15 protein-coding genes are annotated in these 18,963 nt (G+C 56.6%); 1 reads left to right on the plus strand and 14 read right to left on the minus strand.

All coding sequences use genetic code 11. From position 1 onward, the window contains the following. Positions 1-2 precede the first annotated feature (2 nt). Complete coding sequence (locus NTX17_09325) at positions 3-527, plus strand: DNRLRE domain-containing protein (protein ID MCX5801571.1); 525 nt, start codon at positions 3-5, stop codon at positions 525-527. Between the two features lie 72 nt (positions 528-599). Here the strand turns inward: NTX17_09325 and NTX17_09330 are convergent, their stop codons facing one another. The 14 genes from NTX17_09330 to NTX17_09395 all read right to left on the minus strand — a co-directional run bounded on the left by NTX17_09330 (position 600) and on the right by NTX17_09395 (position 18,701). Further along, positions 600-1,892 carry a hypothetical protein gene (locus NTX17_09330; GenBank protein ID MCX5801572.1) on the minus strand — a complete coding sequence of 431 codons (1,293 nt, stop codon included), beginning with the start codon at positions 1,890-1,892 and terminating at the stop codon, positions 600-602. A 91-nt stretch (positions 1,893-1,983) separates the two neighbouring features. Next, entirely contained in the window at positions 1,984-3,174 is a 1,191-nt protein-coding gene (locus NTX17_09335; protein MCX5801573.1) for a site-2 protease family protein, read from the minus strand. Positions 3,175-3,230: 56 nt separating this feature from the next. After that, complete coding sequence (ligA, locus tag NTX17_09340) at positions 3,231-5,258, minus strand: NAD-dependent DNA ligase LigA (protein MCX5801574.1); 2,028 nt, start codon at positions 5,256-5,258, stop codon at positions 3,231-3,233. A 64-nt stretch (positions 5,259-5,322) separates the two neighbouring features. Next, positions 5,323-5,892 (minus strand): archease, encoded by a 570-nt coding sequence (locus NTX17_09345; protein MCX5801575.1) that lies wholly within the window; start codon positions 5,890-5,892, stop codon positions 5,323-5,325. Positions 5,893-5,970: 78 nt separating this feature from the next. Next, the gene (locus NTX17_09350; GenBank protein ID MCX5801576.1) at positions 5,971-7,404 is read right to left on the minus strand and encodes an RtcB family protein; all 1,434 of its coding nucleotides are present in this window, start codon (positions 7,402-7,404) and stop codon (positions 5,971-5,973) included. 138 nt (positions 7,405-7,542) lie between these two features. Further along, positions 7,543-8,157 (minus strand): protein-L-isoaspartate(D-aspartate) O-methyltransferase, encoded by a 615-nt coding sequence (locus tag NTX17_09355; protein ID MCX5801577.1) that lies wholly within the window; start codon positions 8,155-8,157, stop codon positions 7,543-7,545. Between the two features lie 147 nt (positions 8,158-8,304). Next, the gene (locus NTX17_09360; GenBank protein MCX5801578.1) at positions 8,305-8,613 is read right to left on the minus strand and encodes an MTH1187 family thiamine-binding protein; all 309 of its coding nucleotides are present in this window, start codon (positions 8,611-8,613) and stop codon (positions 8,305-8,307) included. Positions 8,614-8,678: 65 nt separating this feature from the next. Next, complete coding sequence (locus NTX17_09365) at positions 8,679-8,900, minus strand: NifU family protein (GenBank protein ID MCX5801579.1); 222 nt, start codon at positions 8,898-8,900, stop codon at positions 8,679-8,681. A gap of 50 nt (positions 8,901-8,950) precedes the next feature. Then, on the minus strand, positions 8,951-9,787 hold the full coding sequence (locus NTX17_09370; GenBank protein ID MCX5801580.1) for a DUF116 domain-containing protein: 837 nt from the start codon (positions 9,785-9,787) through the stop codon (positions 8,951-8,953). Between the two features lie 107 nt (positions 9,788-9,894). Continuing rightward, complete coding sequence (locus NTX17_09375) at positions 9,895-10,071, minus strand: 4Fe-4S binding protein (GenBank protein MCX5801581.1); 177 nt, start codon at positions 10,069-10,071, stop codon at positions 9,895-9,897. Positions 10,072-10,096: 25 nt separating this feature from the next. Further along, entirely contained in the window at positions 10,097-13,030 is a 2,934-nt protein-coding gene (locus NTX17_09380) for a M6 family metalloprotease domain-containing protein (protein MCX5801582.1), read from the minus strand. 25 nt (positions 13,031-13,055) lie between these two features. Next, entirely contained in the window at positions 13,056-14,804 is a 1,749-nt protein-coding gene (locus tag NTX17_09385) for a T9SS type A sorting domain-containing protein (GenBank protein MCX5801583.1), read from the minus strand. A 157-nt stretch (positions 14,805-14,961) separates the two neighbouring features. After that, positions 14,962-16,437: an oligosaccharide flippase family protein gene (locus NTX17_09390; protein MCX5801584.1), complete on the minus strand. Its 1,476-nt coding sequence runs from the start codon at positions 16,435-16,437 to the stop codon at positions 14,962-14,964. Positions 16,438-16,481: 44 nt separating this feature from the next. Continuing rightward, positions 16,482-18,701, minus strand: a complete 2,220-nt coding sequence (locus tag NTX17_09395) for a SpoIIE family protein phosphatase (GenBank protein ID MCX5801585.1) — start codon at positions 18,699-18,701, stop codon at positions 16,482-16,484. Positions 18,702-18,963: the final 262 nt, after the last annotated feature.

The raw sequence follows: 18,963 nt of genomic DNA on the forward strand, positions 1-18,963 counted from the left end.
CCATGAGGTCGAGAATTTTCCTGCTGTTTTTCCTGCTTCTCGCGCTGCCTGTCATGGCCGTGGAGGCGCGGGAGCTTGTTGTTGAGGCGACCGATGTTGTTGCGATTCGTCCTTCGGTTGCTTCTCAGGACATGCGTTTGCTGATCAAGTTCGCATTGCCCGAGGCTCTGTCCCGGAACTCTGTGGATTTTGCCTGTGCGGAGTTTGACGTCGGTTGTAGGGGGGCCAAAGGTGCGGTCTCGCTTGAGGCATTTCAGGTCACGACAGCTTGGGACAAGGCGAGTGTGAGTTGGGCCGGGCCGTGGAAGAAGGTTGGTGGTGACTGGGACGATGACGTATCGGCAGAATGTGTTCTGCCCGTGGGTGACGGGAAGACCGCGTATCTGGACATTACAGATTTTGTGAATGTGTGGTTGGAGGAACCTTCGAAGAACTTCGGGATTCTTGTGAAGGTCTCGGAGCCCCTCTCGGGGAGCTTCTCCCGCGACGAAGCACAGGGAAGACCCAGGCTTAGGATCCTGTACTAAGCCGCCCCACCACCCGGAAGCATCTAGAAGTTAGTGGACCGGTTGTTTGCAAGCTTGCTGCACGAGGAACACTCACCTCCTCAGCAACCCTTTCCCCAGCGAGTGTTCCTTCCAGAGATCCCTGAAGTCCCGGAAGGCCGTCAGCTTTCGCTTTCCGAGAAACGCCATCAGGCACTCAAATGCCACCCATCCGAAGTAAACGACCGTGATTTCTTCCCTGACGCCTGGCATCACGAATTGAACGAACCAAAGCAGGAAGAGACCGACGGCCTCGTGCACCCTGAATTCCATGTTTGCAAGAAGCATGAAGCCGAGGATCGACTGAGCCATCGTGAGCAGGATTTCCGTCCTCTGGTGATGATCGAAGACGATGGTCGAGTACCCACCCGAGCTCACACTGTAGACGATGGGGATCATGGCCACGAGCAGCGTCCACTGGTTTATGTTGGAGGAGACTATGTTCATGAAACCCATGGGAGCTTTTCTGACCGTCTTCGCCCAATAGAACGCGCTCAACTTCTCTGGAAACTCCGACAGGAACGGCGCGACCCATTGCACGAACACAAATTGCGACACGCCTAGACTTACGGCGAGAGCGAGCATGCTGTGCAGGAACGGTCTGGCGACAAGAAGTATGCCTACCCCCCCAACTATGAAGAGCGACGCAATCGCGACGTGCTTCCAGAACGAACTGAGAGACAGAATCTTTCGTGGGATACTCTCGAGGTCTTCAATCTTCTCGGGCTCCTGCGGAGGCACCTTTCTCACGACCGCTAGGTATGCGAGATACATGCAGACAAGAAAGATGCTGTCGATCATGTTCAGCGTGCCCTTGAAATATATGAGCCAGAAGTAGGCCAGAGGAGCCACGAGCCCCATGATTTCGATCGAGTGCTCCTTCTCCAGGACGATTGACTCGAAAAAGCGTGGTTCCGCCGCGGCATTGGGGCTCGAATTCAGGCGATGATATCCTGCCCTTGAGCGGGCGGCCGCACCACCACCGGCTCGCGACGCGACGCCGGAGGACTTGCCGGCGGACAGAATCCTGCGGTTTCTCCCGGCGGCAACGGCGGCAGTGAAATACACCAGCGGCCAACCCAGCCCGACAAGAAGACGGAGGGAACCGGTAAAGTTGGCCGTGATGAGAGGGACGTTTCTCTCCCAGGCAATCACTGCCTCGACCGCAAACTCTGGGAGTGTCTGGAGCCAAGCCAGGATCGCAAGCGCCAGTCCCTGCGAGACAAGAAACTGTGCGCTCTCGGCGGCCCACGCAAGCACGAAAGACGCAAGGACTACACCGGGAAACGTCCAGAGTGCATGGACAGCGTTTGCGGCGGACTTGCTAGAAGACGTTTCTGAGAACAAGCGAGACTCCTTGATTCAAGCGCGGCCCCGTGACACAATCGCGGCCTGTTGACGCGATCCCAGTCTTGTGACCTAACCGTGACTCTCTGATTCAAGCGCCCAGATCAGTCCTCATTCTGAGCAATGACATGACGTCACCTCTTGTGAGAATGCCGACCAGTCTCCCACCGACCACGACCGGCAGTTTGCCCAAGCCATTCTTGATCATCTTGGCCAAGGCATCCACGGCCTCATCCTCGGGACGAACCACAAGCTCTTCCGACACCGGCGCCATCACGTCCGAGGTCCTTGTCAGATGCCATTGTTCTCTCGGGATATGCTTTACGTGGCTCAGATCCACGACCCCTACCAACGTTTCCCCGTCCACTACGGGAAAACTGCTGAATCTAAAGCGGAAGAAAAAAGACTCAACAAGCACATCGAGCGTGAGCGATGGACTCACGTACACGACATCCGTGCTCATGGTCTCCCTTACTTTCACGCCGGACAGGGCCTTTCTCACGAGAACATGCTGATAACTCCCTTCGGCGGCCTGCTGTAGAAATAGGCCCACCAACACCAACCATGCACCAGTGAAATCGCTCATGACGAAGATCACAAGTAGGCCCAACACTATGAGAAGGACGGCAAACCCTTTACCAAGGTTGGACGCAAACCTGGTGGATTTGCCGACGTCGCCGCTTCTCTTCCAGAGAATTGCCCGAAGAAGTCTGCCACCATCCAGAGGAAAACCGGGAACAAGATTGAAGAGGAGGAGAGCCGCGTTGGCGTAGCCCAAATACTTGAAAAGAGCCACGAAAGGAGAGTCCAGCGCCGGGGCGTGGAAGAGCTGGAAAGTCACCGCCGACGAGCGCCCTTGCAGAGCGTAAAGAAGCACCGATAGTCCGTAAAAGAAGAACGACAGCACAAGGCTACAGGCCGGCCCTGCCGCGGCCACCTTGATCTCGGTGCCCGGATCCTCGGGCTCTTTGCCGAGCTCCGCGATTCCTCCAAAAATGAAGAGAGTGATTCCTTTTATACCAAGACCCAGTCGATTGCCGACGAAGGAATGGCTCAATTCGTGAAGAAGGACTGACGCGAACAGCAACAGCGCATAGGCAACGCTGCAAGCCCATATTGTCGCGGCGCCGAAGGTTCCGTAGGTCTCCCTGAAATTCTCGTGCATGCTCCATATCACCAACCCCAGCACGATGAACCAGGTGTAGTTGATCGAGATGCGTATCCCGCCCACCGTGAGAAGACTGAATCCTCTTCTTATCAAACCTCTCGTCAAGCCTCTCATCAAACCTCCGATTCCGGCTTGTGCCGCGCGCGGGGCCGCCGCATCCGCGACATTCTCTAGCTCCGGCCTATCAGCTCCTCGAATTCCTTTTCTGACAGGATCCTTATACCAAGCTCCTTTGCCTTCCGAAGCTTGCTTCCAGGCTCCTTTCCAGCCACAACGTAGTCGATTTTCTGACTGATGGAGGACGTAGCCTTGCCTCCGAGTGACTCCACAATCCTGCTCGCCTCCTCCCTCTCGTACTTCTCGAGCGTCCCAGTAAATACGAAGCTCTTGCCTAGAAGCCTCGCTCCCGATCGCGGCCTCTCGCCTCGAACTCTCACTCCGCCCGCAAACAGTCTGTCTACGACCGCAATGTTTATCTTCTGGTCAAAGAAGCTCCGAACGCTCAGCGCCACCTGAGGACCGATTTCCCCGATCTCCTGGAGCTCCTCGAGGCTCGCGGCGCGAAGCCTGTCCATTCGCCCGAAGTGATCGGCCAGTATGCGAGAAATGTGTTCTCCGGCGTGCCTTATGCCGAGCGCATAGAGTAGCCTGGCGAGAGTGGTGTTCTTGCTTTTCTCCACGGAGGCAAGAATGTTATTGGCAAGCTTCTCTCCCATCCTATCGAGTGTCATCAACTCGGCCGGACGCAGAGAATAGATGTCGGCAACGCTCTTCACCAGGCCCTTCTCGGTGAGCTGCTCTATGATCTTGTCTCCCAGACCTTGGATGTCCATGGCCCTCCTGGACGCAAAATGACTCACCAATTCCTTGAGTTGGGCCGCGCAGGCTATGCCGGTGCATCTTGTGACCGCCTCACCTGGAAGTCTCACCGTGTCGGAACCGCAGACCGGACACGTGTCGGGTATTCTGAACCTCCGCTCCCTTCCCGTTCTATTGCTAGTTATCACGCTGACGATCTCAGGTATGACGTCCCCTGCTCTCTGGAGTATGACCGTGTCGCCGATCCTTATGTCCTTCCTGTCGATCTCGTCCTGGTTATGAAGAGTCGCCCGCGAGACGGTAACGCCCCCGACGTTGACCGGCTCCATGACCGCGACCGGCGTCAGAGCCCCGGTTCTTCCCACTTGAACTACGATGTCGGTTACCTTCGTCGTCTCCTGTCTTGCCGGGAATTTGACGGCCAGAGCCCACCTCGGACTTCTTGATATTGTCCCCAGCCTGTCCTGCTGCGCAAAATCGTTCACTTTCACGACAACGCCGTCTATTTCGTAGCCCAGGGTGTCTCTCTTCTGCATCATGTCTCTGTAGTATTCCAAAACTTCTTCGATTGTGTCGCATACCCCGACGTGAGGATTCACTCTCAGACCGAACTTGGGAAGAGCCTTCAGAAGTCCGTCCTGAGTATCGAACTTCACCCCCTGCGCCCTCCCAATCCCATAGAAGAACACTTCCAGCGGTCGCGACGCAGTGATGCCGGGATCCAGTTGTCTCAGGGAACCGGCGGCGGCGTTCCTGGGATTGGCGAACAGTGGTTCACCTTCTCTCTCCCGCTCCCTGTTGAGTTTCTTGAACTCCTCTATTCTTATTATGACCTCTCCACGCACTTCGAGCAGTGCAGGGAGCGCCCTTCTCCTGTCAGGCAGAAGTCTCAAGGGAACAGAACGTACGGTCCTCAGGTTCTGTGTCACGTCCTCCCCGGTCACTCCGTCGCCCCTGGTAGAACCGACCGAGAGAGTCCCGTTCTCGTAGACAAGTTCCACGGCCAAGCCGTCAAGCTTGGGTTCGGCAATATATCGCACATCCTTCTCGACGCCGCTCTCGACGCCGAGGAGTTTTCTCATCCTCGTGTCGAAATCACGAATTTCTTCTTCGCTGAAGGCGTTCGAGAGACTCAGCATCGGAACGAAGTGCCTCACCTCCCGGAAGGCCTCGAGGGGACGGGCACCGACCCTCTGCGTGGGCGAGTCGGGTGTGACAAGCTCCGGGAATCCCTCCTCGATCTCCTTCAGACGTTTCAGCGTCCGATCATATTTCGCGTCGGAGATTTCGGGACTGTCGAGAACGTAGTAGCGATAGTTGTGATAATTGATCTCCCGGCGGAGTTCTGCGATTCGAGCCGTCGCTTCCTTCCTGCTCAACGACTCCACGTCCTCGTCGTCATGCTTGCCCGTGCGCTTGTTCGTATCCTTCTCCTTGGCAAGGTCAAACGTCAAAAATGATCTGAGCGCTCCAGCCCGAATCTTTCCTGGTTATGGCCAGTTCGTGATAGGTGACGGCCTTTATCTCGGTGATAAGCGTGTGCCGTCCCGGGTCATAGCGTTCGCCCCAGCACGTGACTTCGAGCGACGTTTTTGTGAGTTCGTCCGTCTCGAATGCGCACAGGAGCCGTTTCTTCCCGTAGAAAAGGTACAGCAACTCCCGCAACCATTCGACGAGGAGCGCCTCCAAATTCTCGGCCCGGAGGGAAATGCTCCATTTCGAATCCGGCCTGACGAGTGTGACTTTTGTGAGAAGATCGAAGAGGGCGAGACCGGCGTTCTCGAAGAGCCTCTCGAGATTCTGACCTCTCACTATCATACCGAGATCTGCGGTGTGGTCGATGAGCTCGTAGGGCGGCTTCACGTAGACGAAATCGTCCAACGCGGCGTCGCTCTCGTCCGCTTTTGAAAGACTCCTTCTGTAGCCTCTCTCGCCTCTCTTGGTCCCGATGGGCCTTCCTGACTTCTGAGGCAGGGGCAACCTTCTGCCCTTCTTGGGGCTTTCCCTCTTCACGACTCTCCTCGCAAGCACCTTGACGCGCCGGGGATTAGAGCGCCGGCGGCTCGATGTGCTCCGCCTGCTCGGGCGTGGCTATCCCTTTATCACGCCGACGGGTGTCGTCCTCGCCACCTTTCTCGATATCCCTGCCTTGTGCACCACGTTGACGACCTCGGACACGTCCTTGTAGGCCTCCGGCATTTCTTCTGCGAGCGTCGCCCGACTGGCCGACATGACCACAATGCCTTTGTCCTCGAGGTCCTTCACGATGGAGCGTCCTCGTGCATCGCGCATCGCCTGCCTGCGGCTCATGAGCCGCCCTGCACCGTGACACGTACTGCCGAAGGTCTCGTGCAGCGCCTTCTCCGTGCCAACGAGCAAGTACGAGTGGGTTCCCATGTCTCCCGGGATGAGAACGGGCTGCCCGATGTCCCGGTATTTTTGCGGCACCCTCTCGTCACCCCGCGGAAACGCTCTCGCTGCCCCTTTCCTGTGAACGCAGACCTCTTTTTCCTTGCCATCCACTACGTGTCTTTCCACTCTCGCCACGTTGTGTCCGAGGTCGTAGACGAGACGCATGCCAAGCTTGTTCGGCCCGGCCTTGAAAACTTGTTCAAAGGTCTCACGGGTCAGGTGCGTGAGGACCTCTCTGTTCGTGTAAGCATAATTCACTGCGCACGCCATGGCGCTGAGATACTCTCGTCCGAGCGGAGAGTCTATGTACGCGCATGCAAGCTGTTTGTCGGGAAGCTCGATGCCCAATGTGGTGTACTCGCGCGTCATAACCCGGAGGAAATCGTCGCAAATCTGATAGCCGAAGCCGCGCGAGCCGGAATGAATGATCACCGTGGCCTGATTCAAGAAAAGTCCCATGCTCTCTGCAATATCCGGCTCGTATATCTCGTCGACGTATCCCACCTCGACAAAGTGATTGCCCGAACCCAACGTGCCGAGTTGATCCTTGCCGCGCTCGTAAGCTCTCTGGCTCACAACTTCGGGATTGGCGCCCGCCATGAACCCGCCTTCCTCCGTGGAATCTAAGTCTTCCGAAAGGCCGTATCCATGCTCCACCGCCCACCTTGCGCCGACTTGAAGCATCTTCTTCGCTTCCGCCCTGGAGAGCTTGACGCTCCCGGTCGAACCGACTCCGCTCGGTACGTTGTTGAACAGAGCGGCGACCAGATCCTTGATTCTCGGCCGCACCTCGTCCACGTGCAGATCGGTGGCAATCAGCCTGCAGCCGCAGTTGATGTCGTAGCCCACGCCTCCGGGCGAAATCACTCCGCCCTCTACGTCGGTCGCCGCGACGCCACCGATCGGAAAGCCGTAGCCCCAGTGAATGTCAGGCATTGCGAGAGAGTATTTGACAATGCCGGGCAGATGAGCAACGTTTGCCACCTGCTGCGGACTCTTGTCGGCTCTGATGCGCGCCATCATCTTCTCGTCGGCATAGATTATTCCCGGCACTCGCATGCGGCCCGTCTTTGCAATCATCCACCTGTAGTCATCGAGCTTTTCAAATCTGATGCCGGTTTCGTCGCTCAATTTCGATCTCCTCGTTCCACTGCTGAGGCGCACGCTCAAAAAGCAAGAGGGCGATCGTGATCGACCTCTTCCAGGTACGCGGGAACCAAATTGTGTTCTGCCAGCCAGGCGAAGGAAAGCCTACTCTTGGCTCTCTTGAGCCTCGCCTGTCATCGGAACGAATCTCACCGGTATGACGTCCCTCTTCGTGATTCCTTTGTCTTTTTTCGTCACCACGACCAGCTCCTGATAAACATCCCCCACCGGGATGGACATTTTTCCGCCAACCTTGAGCTGATCTATCAACGGCTGCGGGATGTGGCCGGGAGCAGCGGTCACGATGATTGCGTCGAAGGGAGCCTCGTCCGGCCATCCTCCGTAACCGTCTCCGCATTTGACCTTGACGTTCTTGTAACCGAGCCGCTCCAGTGTCTCGCTGGCTCTTCTCGCGAGGGGCTCCACGATCTCTATCGAATAGACTTCCTTGGCAATCTCGGCCAGCACGGCAGCCTGATATCCAGAGCCAGTGCCGATCTCCAGCACCTTCGAACTCTTGTCGAGATTCAGAGTCTCAGTCATCAAGGCCACGATGTATGGCTGGGAGATGGTCTGCCCATCACCAATCGGCAACGGCTCGTCCGCGTAGGCATACTTCCTGTATGCTTCAGGCACAAACTCGTGCCTCGGCACGTTGCGCATGGCGGCGAGCACGAGGGTATCCGCGACACCTCGCTTGACTATCTGCTCGTCCACCATTCTTGAGCGTTCGAGGAAAAAGCTATCCGGCGCTTCGCCATTGTCCTGACCCTTTTTCTCATCTTCCGGCTGGCACGAAAACAAGACAAGAAGAGCAGCGCCAGAAAGAAAAACAGAAAACATGATCCGCCTCAACATGGGTGGGGCTCACCCGCCGGACTTCAGCTTGATCTCAACCGAGCTGATCTTTCCATCCATAGTGAGCGGCTTGTCCCTTCGATCGTCGATCTTCAGACTCGTGAGGACCCTGTTCGCACCTTTGCGAAAGCACGCCTCGTGTATTTCCTTGGCCAAGGCAAGAATCCTGTCGAGATCGCCCTCCACCGACGTGCACATCGGACCGAGCCGTGACTTGAGACCACTCTTTCTGATGACCCGGTGGGCCTCTGCCACATACTCGCTTATGCTGGAGCTTCCGGTCCCAACTGGGATGACGCTAATCTCGCAAACGGGCATGCCCAACACCCCCTTCACGCAAGAATCTGTGCAGACAGCAGTGTCGCCCATTTCCGCGGGCGAAGCTAAGGGACAGCGACAACGCGTGTCACTCCGGGGACTTCTCGCTTCAGAGTCTCTTCCACGCTCAATCTGAGAGTCATCGTTGATGCCGGGCACCCCGCGCAGGCGCCCTTCAGTCTCACCTTGACAACCCCGTCTTCTACGCCGACGAGTTCGATGTCACCGCCGTCCATGAGAAGACCCGGTCTTATCTTGGTCAAGGCCGCCTCGACCTGTTCCTTCAATCGCTCCACCTCCTTCCTCTCAACTCGCTGTGTCTCAGATCATCCGATTTTCACTGCATACTACACTGTGAGCTCGAACGCTTCAAGAGAATCCAAAGTGCGGCGTCCACCTTGTCGACGATAACCTTGGTATTCCTGCACGGGCCCTCCGGCCTCCAATTGGAGACTGCAATCACGGGAACCTTTCTAATCTCTCTCAATGCCGCCACCAGCTCCCTCTCACATGCTACGCCCACGACTCCGTCAGGACGAAATTCGTCGACCATCTTCCGGGCAAGACTGCCCCCACCCACTATGCGGGTTTCAAAACCGTACTTGGGAAGAAGTAGTTTCAGCTCACACACCGAGCAGGAACCGCATTCGGCACAATTCCGGATGTCACCACTCAGCATTATGGAGCAAGCGGAGTTCTGGAGACACTGAGGCAGAAGCAGAAGCACGCGACTTCTTACCTTGTCGCTTGTTTCGGCCTTCACGAGCGCATTGTTGAATTCAAGAAACGAAGCTATGACCTTGTCGGACGAGATGCCGCATATGGTCCCCAGCCTTTCGGAGAGAGGCAGAAGAAAACATACGACCCACAGTTGTCCGAGGGAACGAGGGAGAAGTCGCAAGCCGGTGCTTGCCGAAGAGAACTCTGAGACGGTCAAGATGACTGCCGCGACGCCCCCAAGCTTTATGGACAAAGACAAACCGAAGAGAGCTCTTTCACCCAAGGCCGAGAAACGGGGTTCCAACAGAAAGAACAAAAGCCAGAGGAGAGCCACTATCAGCACGAGGGAAAACGACGAAAGGAAAAGAAAGAGCTTTCTCCCTTGGCCGGCAGTGTCAAGGCTCCGCTCATTCCGTTCCCCTTCTCGCCACAACGGCCCCAATTGCGTTTGCATTTCGCACCAAAGGGCCACATCGGCCCAAACTCAGGCTGTCTCAGGTTCGTTCTCACAACGTCGGACGAGGCAAGAGTGGTCTGTCTGGCTCCACGCGGGGCTTGATATTACTCCCCAGCGGGAACGCATGCGTCCACGGGGCAAACTTCCGCACAATTGCCGCAGTCAGTGCACTTTTCCGGGTCGATTTCGTAGATATTCTCGCCTTCGCTGATTGCGGCTGCGGGGCATTCGGGTTCGCACGCGCCGCAAGAAATGCACTCTTCCGTAATCTTGTAGGCCATCTTCAATCCCTTCCGTTCGTTCGAGCTAGTACCCACCTGAAGCTCTCAACACCAGGACTTTCCTGACTACAGCCCCGGTCGGCCACTCTAGTCTCAAGAAGTATACCCCAGAGCCCACATGCTTTCCAGAGTAATCCTTGGTATCCCACTCCAGGCTGATAGGCTCTGAGCCGGCAGCCCCCGAGGCGCCAGGCCCATCGTACAGGTTCCTGACAAAACGACCTGCGGTGTCGAATAGTCTAATCGAAATGTGATCGCCCGCAGACCCACCGGGAGTCCACGCTCGCAGTTTGAGGCGATCAGTCACGGGGTTGGTCGAAACGAGTTCCAATCTGGCAGAACCGGAGCCTCTGGTCGAGGTCTGGATCATCACGGGACCATACACGAGGGAAGAGCTCCCCTCCACGCCCACCCAGTACTTGTATTCGACCCCGGGATCGACATCACAATCCCTAAAGTCATAGTAGTCGCCCGCGAACACCGGCTCACTGCTGATCTTGCACATTCCCTCCGTGCCGTCAGGGCCCGGCGACCTCCAGACAGAAAATGGAAGGCTTCGCAATTCGCTGTCCGCGTTCCAGGAGAGCAACACACAGCCGGCGACCTCGGAGGCAACAAGTGAACTGATCCAGATCGGGGTGGATGTGGTCACCACCGCCAGCGAGTCGATATACCACCCGCGGGCCACGGTGGAATCGGAACTACTGAGAAACCTGAATCTCAACTGTATTGCCGAGTTGATGTAGGAAGAGAGATTGAATTCAGCTCTTTCCCACTGCGCCTCGTTGCCGGAGAAAACACCTCTGTCTGCGTAAGGAAACTCTTCAATGGCCTTGAGTTCATAAGGGTATCCGCCGATGGGAACGAGCCGGGTCCAGGGCGAGCCGTTGGAAGAAATTTCTACAAATCCCCCGGCCAGGGCCCCATCCGCATCAACGGAAGCATCAATCCAGTGATAGAAACGGAGCCGTGGCTCGCTCCCTACGAGCATCACCGGAGTGACGAGAGCGGCGTCGGTTCGCGGAGAGTAAACTCCCGAATCAGCGTTCGCGCAGGCCCAACTATAGACTCCGTCAAAGGCTCTGTCCGCACTAAGGTGCCACTCGTCATGCCAGCCTACTCTGGCGGCATAGTGCACCCATCCGACGGGATGTTCCATGTCATCTTTGAATCCAAAGACATTGCCGACTCCCACCAGTATGCTGTCCTGAGTGAAGAATCCTGAGTCTGACCAGACACTGATGTCGAACCAGGCCCCGAAAGGATCCGCTGAGAGCGTGTCGGAGACCGTGAAAGTGAATGGCGGATACGACCAGCGCTCGGAATTGGGATGTATCGTCCCGAAAGCAGCGGAAGAGCTTCCCATCGTTACGCAAGAGGAGCGCGGCACCAGGATGCCGGTTACGCCCGTAGCGTCGCTCCCCGAGTTCTTCAAATAGAGCTTGAGCGAGACGGTCTCACCCGGGTCCGGGTTGCCGTCGTTGTTGCCGAGGCTGTCCTTGACGACGAAACTACTGACACTCACCTCCGGCCCCATCTCCACCCAGATGCCTGCAGTGAGCAGACTCTCGGCCTGAGCGATGTCGAAGACTCTCACGCGTGAGTCTACCCCACCGTATCCCAGACTTCCCGGAGTGGTCTCGTAGCCGAAAATGGACTTCAGTAGACTCCCGGGGTAGGGATCCCCGTCGTCTCCAAGATTGGCGTTGTTCTCGAGGTGCCACAGTCCATCGGCCTGCTCTAGTGCCACCTTGTAGCGGAAGGCGTTGTCATTACTGCCCACGTCCTCGTCCACGTGGTAAATCAGGAGACCGTGCCCCGGCAGATACTCGTCAAAACCGATCTTCTCCCTTCTCTCGAGCAGGAAATACTCTCTGTCACCGGTTCCGCCGTTCCACAGCTTGTAGATCGCTGATTCCCGCTCGACCGGCGGAAATGAAGCTTCCTCGATGTTGGTTGCTGGAATCACGGGAGTTGTGAACCCGGCCTTTATCTTGCTCCAGGCGTCGAGATGTCCCGGTCGCATTCCGAGGCCGTTCCATCCCCCGAAGGCCATCAGAGACCAACTGCCGAGCCCCCGCGAGCTGTAGTCTCTGTCGTACAAGTCAGGAATGCCAAGAATGTGAGCAAACTCGTGACAGAAGACTCCGGTTCTGCTGTCCTCGGCCAGCATCGTGTAAGGCCATACCATTATTCCGTCCACGATCTGCTCAAACAAGACCACCCACGTGTGTGAGTGAATGTTCGTCGTGTCGAGCGTCGTCTCGTACCCGGGCCCCGCATGAACGATGAAAAGGGCGTCGACGTAGCCGTCGTCGTCACCCGAGTCCGGTACGCCGTCCGGCCCGTCATTGTCAAAGTTCGAAAAGTTGACTTCCCAGTCGGCGGCAACCACGGCATCCTCCGTCAGCTTCTGGGCGTTGTACGGATAGGTACCGATCCCCCTCTTGCCGGCCACGTAGTAGCTGTATGGATGCGGCATTCTCAGCCAACGGGTGGCGGCTCCGGTCACGTTCAGCTTGCCGTCTGAGTTCTCGAGAAAATACTCGCGCAAACTTCCCGTGGGGCGCTCGCCAATGCTAAAAAGGAGTCTGTCGTAATAGGATGGAGGATAATTCACCGTGTCAGCAGGATTGTCTTCAAAATCGACGAGTATGACTACTGCCCTCAAGTTGAGGGTGGACGTCCCATTGATCGGCAGCGTGCCGTTCGGGAAGGGCGAACGCGACGAGGGCACGTTAAGACCTCGCTCGTAGGCATCGTTTTCGACCGGTAGTTGCGCCTCGACGAAATCTCCGAGCCTTCCCTCCTTCTCGAGGCGATCGAGTAGGTCAGGCCTGATCGGCATGCAGACAGACGAAGAAGCCAGACCTGCAAGCGCCGCAAAGACCATCAGGACCAGAGCGCACAATTTTCTCGGCCACGGCCGCCCGCCCAGCATCAGACGTTCTCGACTCACGCGCCGCTCTCCTTGAACGTAGAATCTAGTTGAGGAACACAACCTTCTTCTCAAAACGCTTACCGCCCATCTCGAGCGTCACAAAGTAGACTCCCGGACTTATCGACAAACCGGAAGTCTTGACAGGATCCCACGGAAGGCTGGTGACTCCGACGGAAGCCGATCCCGAGGCCATCTCCCCCACCGTCCTTCCGGTCACGTCCACAAGGACAAGCCTGAAGGGGGTCTTGTCCTTCTCCGCAGCGAAGGTCACGCTGATCGCTCCCCTCGAAGGATTGGGCCAGACTGCCAGGCGCGGTGAGGTCGCCGCGGAAGGAGGAAGATACCGAATGCTGACCGGCCCGTAAAGAACCTGCTCATCACCTTCCAGGATCCCGAGAAAATACTGATACGTGACGCCTGCGCTCACGTGAGTGTCCAGAAACTTCTCCTCCCCGAACAAAGACTCTTGAGTGATTTTTGTGAGCAAACTTCCGGTATCGTCTTCTCTGTATATGTCAAAGAATGCGATGCTGCCTTGGGAGTCCATTACCCAACTCACCAATATGCCCTCGGCGGTACACTCGGCATCGAGAGCAAGAAGCTCCATTCCCACGAGCACGGGCTGTATGCCCAGCTTGTAGTAGATCTCAAAATTCAGATCCCTGTTGTCGGCCCAGACCACGTGCACGTTGCCCGAGCGGTCCGCGACCACGGAGGGATTCCACGAGGTTGAAGCGTCGCTCGTCAGCCTTGTCTCGACGGGATCCCAACCGGGCCCCTCGGAGCTGCTGACCCTGCGATAGTAGATCTCGTCGTTGCCGTTTCTGAAGTCCTCCCACACGATGTGCAGGCTTCCCTCGCGGTCTACAGTCACGGACGGATTCGACGAGATGCCAGGATTATAGCTGAGTCGCTTCTCGTCTCCCCAACCGATCCCGTTCAGATAGCGCCGGAAGTATATCTCAAAGTTGCCGTTTCTCTTGTCAGACCACACGACGTAGGCATCTCCATCTGCGTCGGCACCAACCGAGGGGCTCCACGCCAGCTGACCGCCCGTGCTGACTTGGAAGACACTGCTCCAGCCGGAGCCGGGTGCATATGTCGTGTGGTAAATCTCGTAGTTGCCGAGGACGTTGTTGGCCCACACCACGTGAACATTGCCGAGGTCGTCTGAAGCCACCGAGGCACTCGCACACGTCCCGGAACCGGAGACGAGATCGAGCGGGTCACCGATCCAGCCGTTCTTCCACTCTCTGTAGAAAACGTCGGATGCCTGACCATTGCTCTGGGTCCAGGTGACGTGGACCGAGCTATCACCGGCGAGTGCAACGCAGGGGCTCGAACACGCGAGCGTTCCCGTGCTCACAAGACCCGAATCAAGAAGAGCATCTGCGTGGGGATAGAATCTGGCGAAACTGACGGAGAAAGCGGATCCGTCCGAATCATCAATCCAAACCACGAACACGCTGGTATCCGGCATGACTACAAGGGACGGGTCGCGTGAAATTCCGGAGTTGGTCGTGAGCCTTCGCGGCTGAGGAGGCCACGCGGAGAGCGAGTCGAACATGACGTATTCAATCTCGTAGTTTCCCGGCTCGTCGTCGTGCCAGACGACGTGGATATTTCCGAGGCTGTCAGCCGCGACACAGTGTGCGTTGCCTGTCGAGAGACCGGATCTACCGGGGTCAAAAGTGAGACGCCTGTCGGATTGCCAAGAGGCGTGAGTGCTCGAGGTCAGCGAGACAAACAGAAGCACACCCAGGGCCGAGGAAAGGAATTTACCCGGTTTCATCGTGAGCGTCTTCCCCTCGCCCAGAACCCCGGCAGAGATTCGCCAAAAAGCCCTCACAGACGTAAAACACCCCCCTTCCGCACAAAACCTCAAGTCTGCTAGGGACCACAGGCTCCAGCAATATCGTACAGCCGCACGAGGAGAAAAGTCAAGGAGATTACGGGAACCTAACGATCCTTCCCAGGGCGACCCGGATTTTCTGCTTCTCGTCCTGAGACGGAAAACGCAAGAGCCAGAGAAGAAGGAGAAAAACGAGCGATCCAGCCGTCTTCACGCCAACGGCCCCCAAACCGGTCAGGGGTATGATCGCAAGGCACAGATAAGAGACGAGACCGGCGAGCACGATTTTCAGAATCCTGATGAGCTCGTAGGCCACGGGAAAAAGCCTTCTCAACACGAGCAAGAAATACGTCACAACGACGCCGAAGGCAGCCACGGTGGCAAGAGCCACTCCGAGAACGCCCATGTAGGGAATCACGAGCACGCTGAGCGTGATCTTGACGATCGCCCCGCAGATCATTGCCAGCGACACGTGATACGTTCTTTCGCGAAGATATATGCCTACCACGACCACGCTTGCCACGCCGTACAGAACAAAGCCCATCGCGACAAAGGGAACGACAGGTGCCGCATCCGCGTACGAGGCTCCTGCGACAAACCGTATGATGTCTCCTATCGTGGCCGAGAGAAGCACAAGGATGCCTACGCTCAAGAGCGCGAAATATGTGAGCGTCCTCGAGTAGAGCTGTTTTGCGTTTTCCTGAGTGGAGACCCTGAACATGAAAGGCGACCAGGCGGTGAGAAATGGGGTCACGAGAAACAGATTCACCGCCGACGCAAACTTGAAACCCACGCCGTATACTGCCACCATCGTGAGATCACCGAATTGCCTTAACAAATACCTGTCCGACTGATTCAGGGCCCAGAGGGCCAAACCGCCGGGCACCAGAAAGGCGCCAAACCTGAGGGCCTTCTTCAAGATCGGAAGCTCCATTGTAGGCTTCCAGCGTCTAAGAATGACGGGCGCAAGCATGACGAATCCCACTGCCGTTCCGACGAGCGTGCCCTCAAGCACTCCCATCACGCCTCGCCGTGCGTACACGACGAGGTAGAGGGAAGTCAGAAAAGTGGCCGCAAGCCTGCAGCAGGAGATGAATACAAAGAGCGCCGCCCTGCGATTCATCCTCAGCAAGTCGAGGGGCATTCTGGAGAGAATCGTGAGAAGGTTGGTGACGCACACGATGAGAAACGCGCTCCTCCAGGCAGACGTCCCGAACACAATGCTCGAGAGTCTCCCGGAAAAGAGAACGCACACGAGTGTGACGGCGAGGCACTCCAAGAGGAGGAAATTGAAGATGGAATAGATCAGCGACCGCCGGGCCGCTTCTTCCCTTTCCTCTCCATAAAACCTGAAGAACGCCGAGGTGAGTCCCAGCTCAATGACGGCAAACATCAAGAGCCCGAGCATTTCGGCAAGGAACACTATCCCGTACTCGGCAGGCGTGAGGACTCTTGCGAGAATCGGGAGAAGAAAAACGCCCGCCAGTTGAGTCGCGAGGGCGCCTACTCCATATACGGCGGACTGTCTTATTAGATCTGCTATTCTCTCGCGCGGCTCTTCGAGAAGACTCACAATTACCCTTACGCTCTCATTCTCGCGCCATCATCCCCACGACATCATTCCCGCATCCTGAGGGCGAGTATGGTCATGTCGTCGGAAACGTCGTTACTACCGATGAAGTCGAGCACCGTTTTCTCGACCTGTGTCACAATTTCCTTAGCGCTGAGGGAGGAAGGAACGTTGCTCAGGAGCTTCATGAGACGCTCCTCTCCGAACTCCTCTCTCCCGGCTCCGGAGGCCTCCGTGACTCCGTCGGTGTAGAGCACGAGGATCTCTCCCGGCGAGAGCTTCACTGTATGCTCGTTGTAGGAAGCCTCTCTCAGGACGCCAAGCACCAGGTCCCCCTTGCTCAGAAGCTTCGCCCCTCCGTCTCCCCCCACCAGGATGGGATAGCAGTGGCCTGCGTTGCAGTATTTGAGCGTCATCTTCCTCGTATCGATCTCTCCCAGGAACAATGTCGCAAATTGTTCGGGTCCGGTCATCTCCGCTATCAGCGAATTGAGCGTCATGACTACCTGCTTGACTGGCTTTGCTTCCATGATCTGGGTCCTGAGCGAAGCCTGTAGCATCGACGTCAGAAGAGCAGCCGCCACGCCTTTGCCGGCAACGTCGGCAATGACTATCAAACAAGTGCCGTCGCCGGCTTCGATAAAGTCGAAGTAGTCACCTCCCACGAATCTGCTCGGTACGTTCTTCCCGTAGATCTCCAGTCTCTCCAAAACGGGAAATTCCCTGGGCAAGAACGCCGATTGAATCTTCCTCGCGAAGAGAAGCTCCTCTTCCATGAGCTTCTTGCCGAGGGTCTCCTTGTAGAGAAAAGAATTCTTGAGAGCAACCGAGAGCTGGCTCCCGAGGGTTTCGAGAAGCTGTCTGTCTTCAGAATGAAAGCGAGTCGGAAGAACCTTCTCGCCGAGGGTGAGAACGCCCATGATGTCTTGGTGGTGCACCAGAGGCATCACCCACGATGCCGACGCCGCGGCCAGGTACTGCTGCATCATCTCTCGCTCTTTCTCACCCGTGAACAGAGCAAGAGCCTCGTCTCTTGACAACAGTGTTGTCTGCGAAGCTATGTCCGTCAGAATTGTCGCAGGAGGCTCTTTCTCCAGGGACATCTTGTCGATCCCGAATGAATCAACCAACCTGAGAGTCTGTGTCTTCTTGTCGACTACGGCCAACATGCCACAGTTCGCCATGAGCGCTTCTCTCAAGGAATCCAGAAGCCGTCTCGAAAGCTCGTCGGTGTCCAGGACGGTCACTATGTCCCTGCTCAGGCGGCGTAGCACGTTTCTATAATCGCTCCGATGCCTCATAAGGTATTCTTCCAGGTAAGTCTCGAGCCTTCCGATGATGGGCTGAAACATGATAAGCGCAAGCACGAGGAACACGGTCTCAAACACGGCCGTGTCAGTGCCCGTAAATCCCCTCAGGGCTCTGTCCAGCTGCTGGATTATTGTGAGGTATGCTCCGATAAAAACTGCGGAGACGATACCGTAGAGCACGCTTCGCCTGGCGATGAGTCTCACGTCAAGAAACTTGTACCGGACGACCGAATAGGCGATGGCGGAACTTCCTATGGTGAGAGAGAGCACCATGAGTGTCGATCTCAGGGCCAGGGGAACGGCTTTGCCGAAAGTCTCCGGAATGAGGACCGCGACACCGTAGAGCCCCAGGCACACCGCAATGCCGGAGAATACGACGAGAACCTGCTGTCTCAGCGTGACGGTTTTTGCCCGCACAAACCCGCGCCACAGCAGCGATATGGAAGAGGCCGCAAATGCCAGGTTGACGAAAGAGAAAAGGCTCGTGTGCCAGCGATAAATGAGCTTCCAGAATAGAGCAACTAGCTCCAGGAGAGGGCGAGAATACGGAATTCTGACGCCAACGGAGGCGAACTCCAGCTGACCTCCCGCTTGTGAGCTTACGAGTGCAAAGAAAAAGTGAAACGTGTGGGGTATGAAAATGATGAGTCCGATGCTCGGCATTCTCGCAAGAAGCCTGTTCTCTCTCGGGTAGAGCAGAGCAAATAGAAGCAGGCAGGGAAAGAAGAACTCCCAGAGATAGGCAAACGTGTGCACAAAATACGCATACGCCCTGCTGTCGAGCGATTGTCTCTCCGCAAGAAGGCCGGACGCGCCAAGAACTGCTCCGAAACCTGCAAAGAAGAGCATCATTGACACGACGAGGTTGACCTTTTGACGCGGGGCTTCCCTGAATATCAGAACACCGAGGAGAAAGATGAGAGCCCCGAGCAAGAAGAAAATTGTTGAGAGTACCATTGGTCCTGCCTAACCCTGGAACCTGCTTATTCTCAATCGAAACTACGATGACAGGCACGAGGTTGTTGCGAGAAAGGGCCGGGCCCCAGGTATGCTTCGGCCTCTGCCCTTCCCTGTCGGGCTATCGTAGCACCAGGTCCATGAAGCGTCAATGCCGCGTCCTTGCCACAGATGTGGCCCCTACTCAGTGTTAGGCATTGCCCGGAGCGCGAGTTTTTGCTAGTTTCTTTCTGTCTCAAGACGTGCCTTTATCGGCGGAGGA

It is taken from the genome of Candidatus Eisenbacteria bacterium (genome assembly GCA_026388185.1).
Classification (GTDB): Bacteria; Eisenbacteria; RBG-16-71-46; order JAFGJU01; family JAFGJU01; genus JAPLKG01.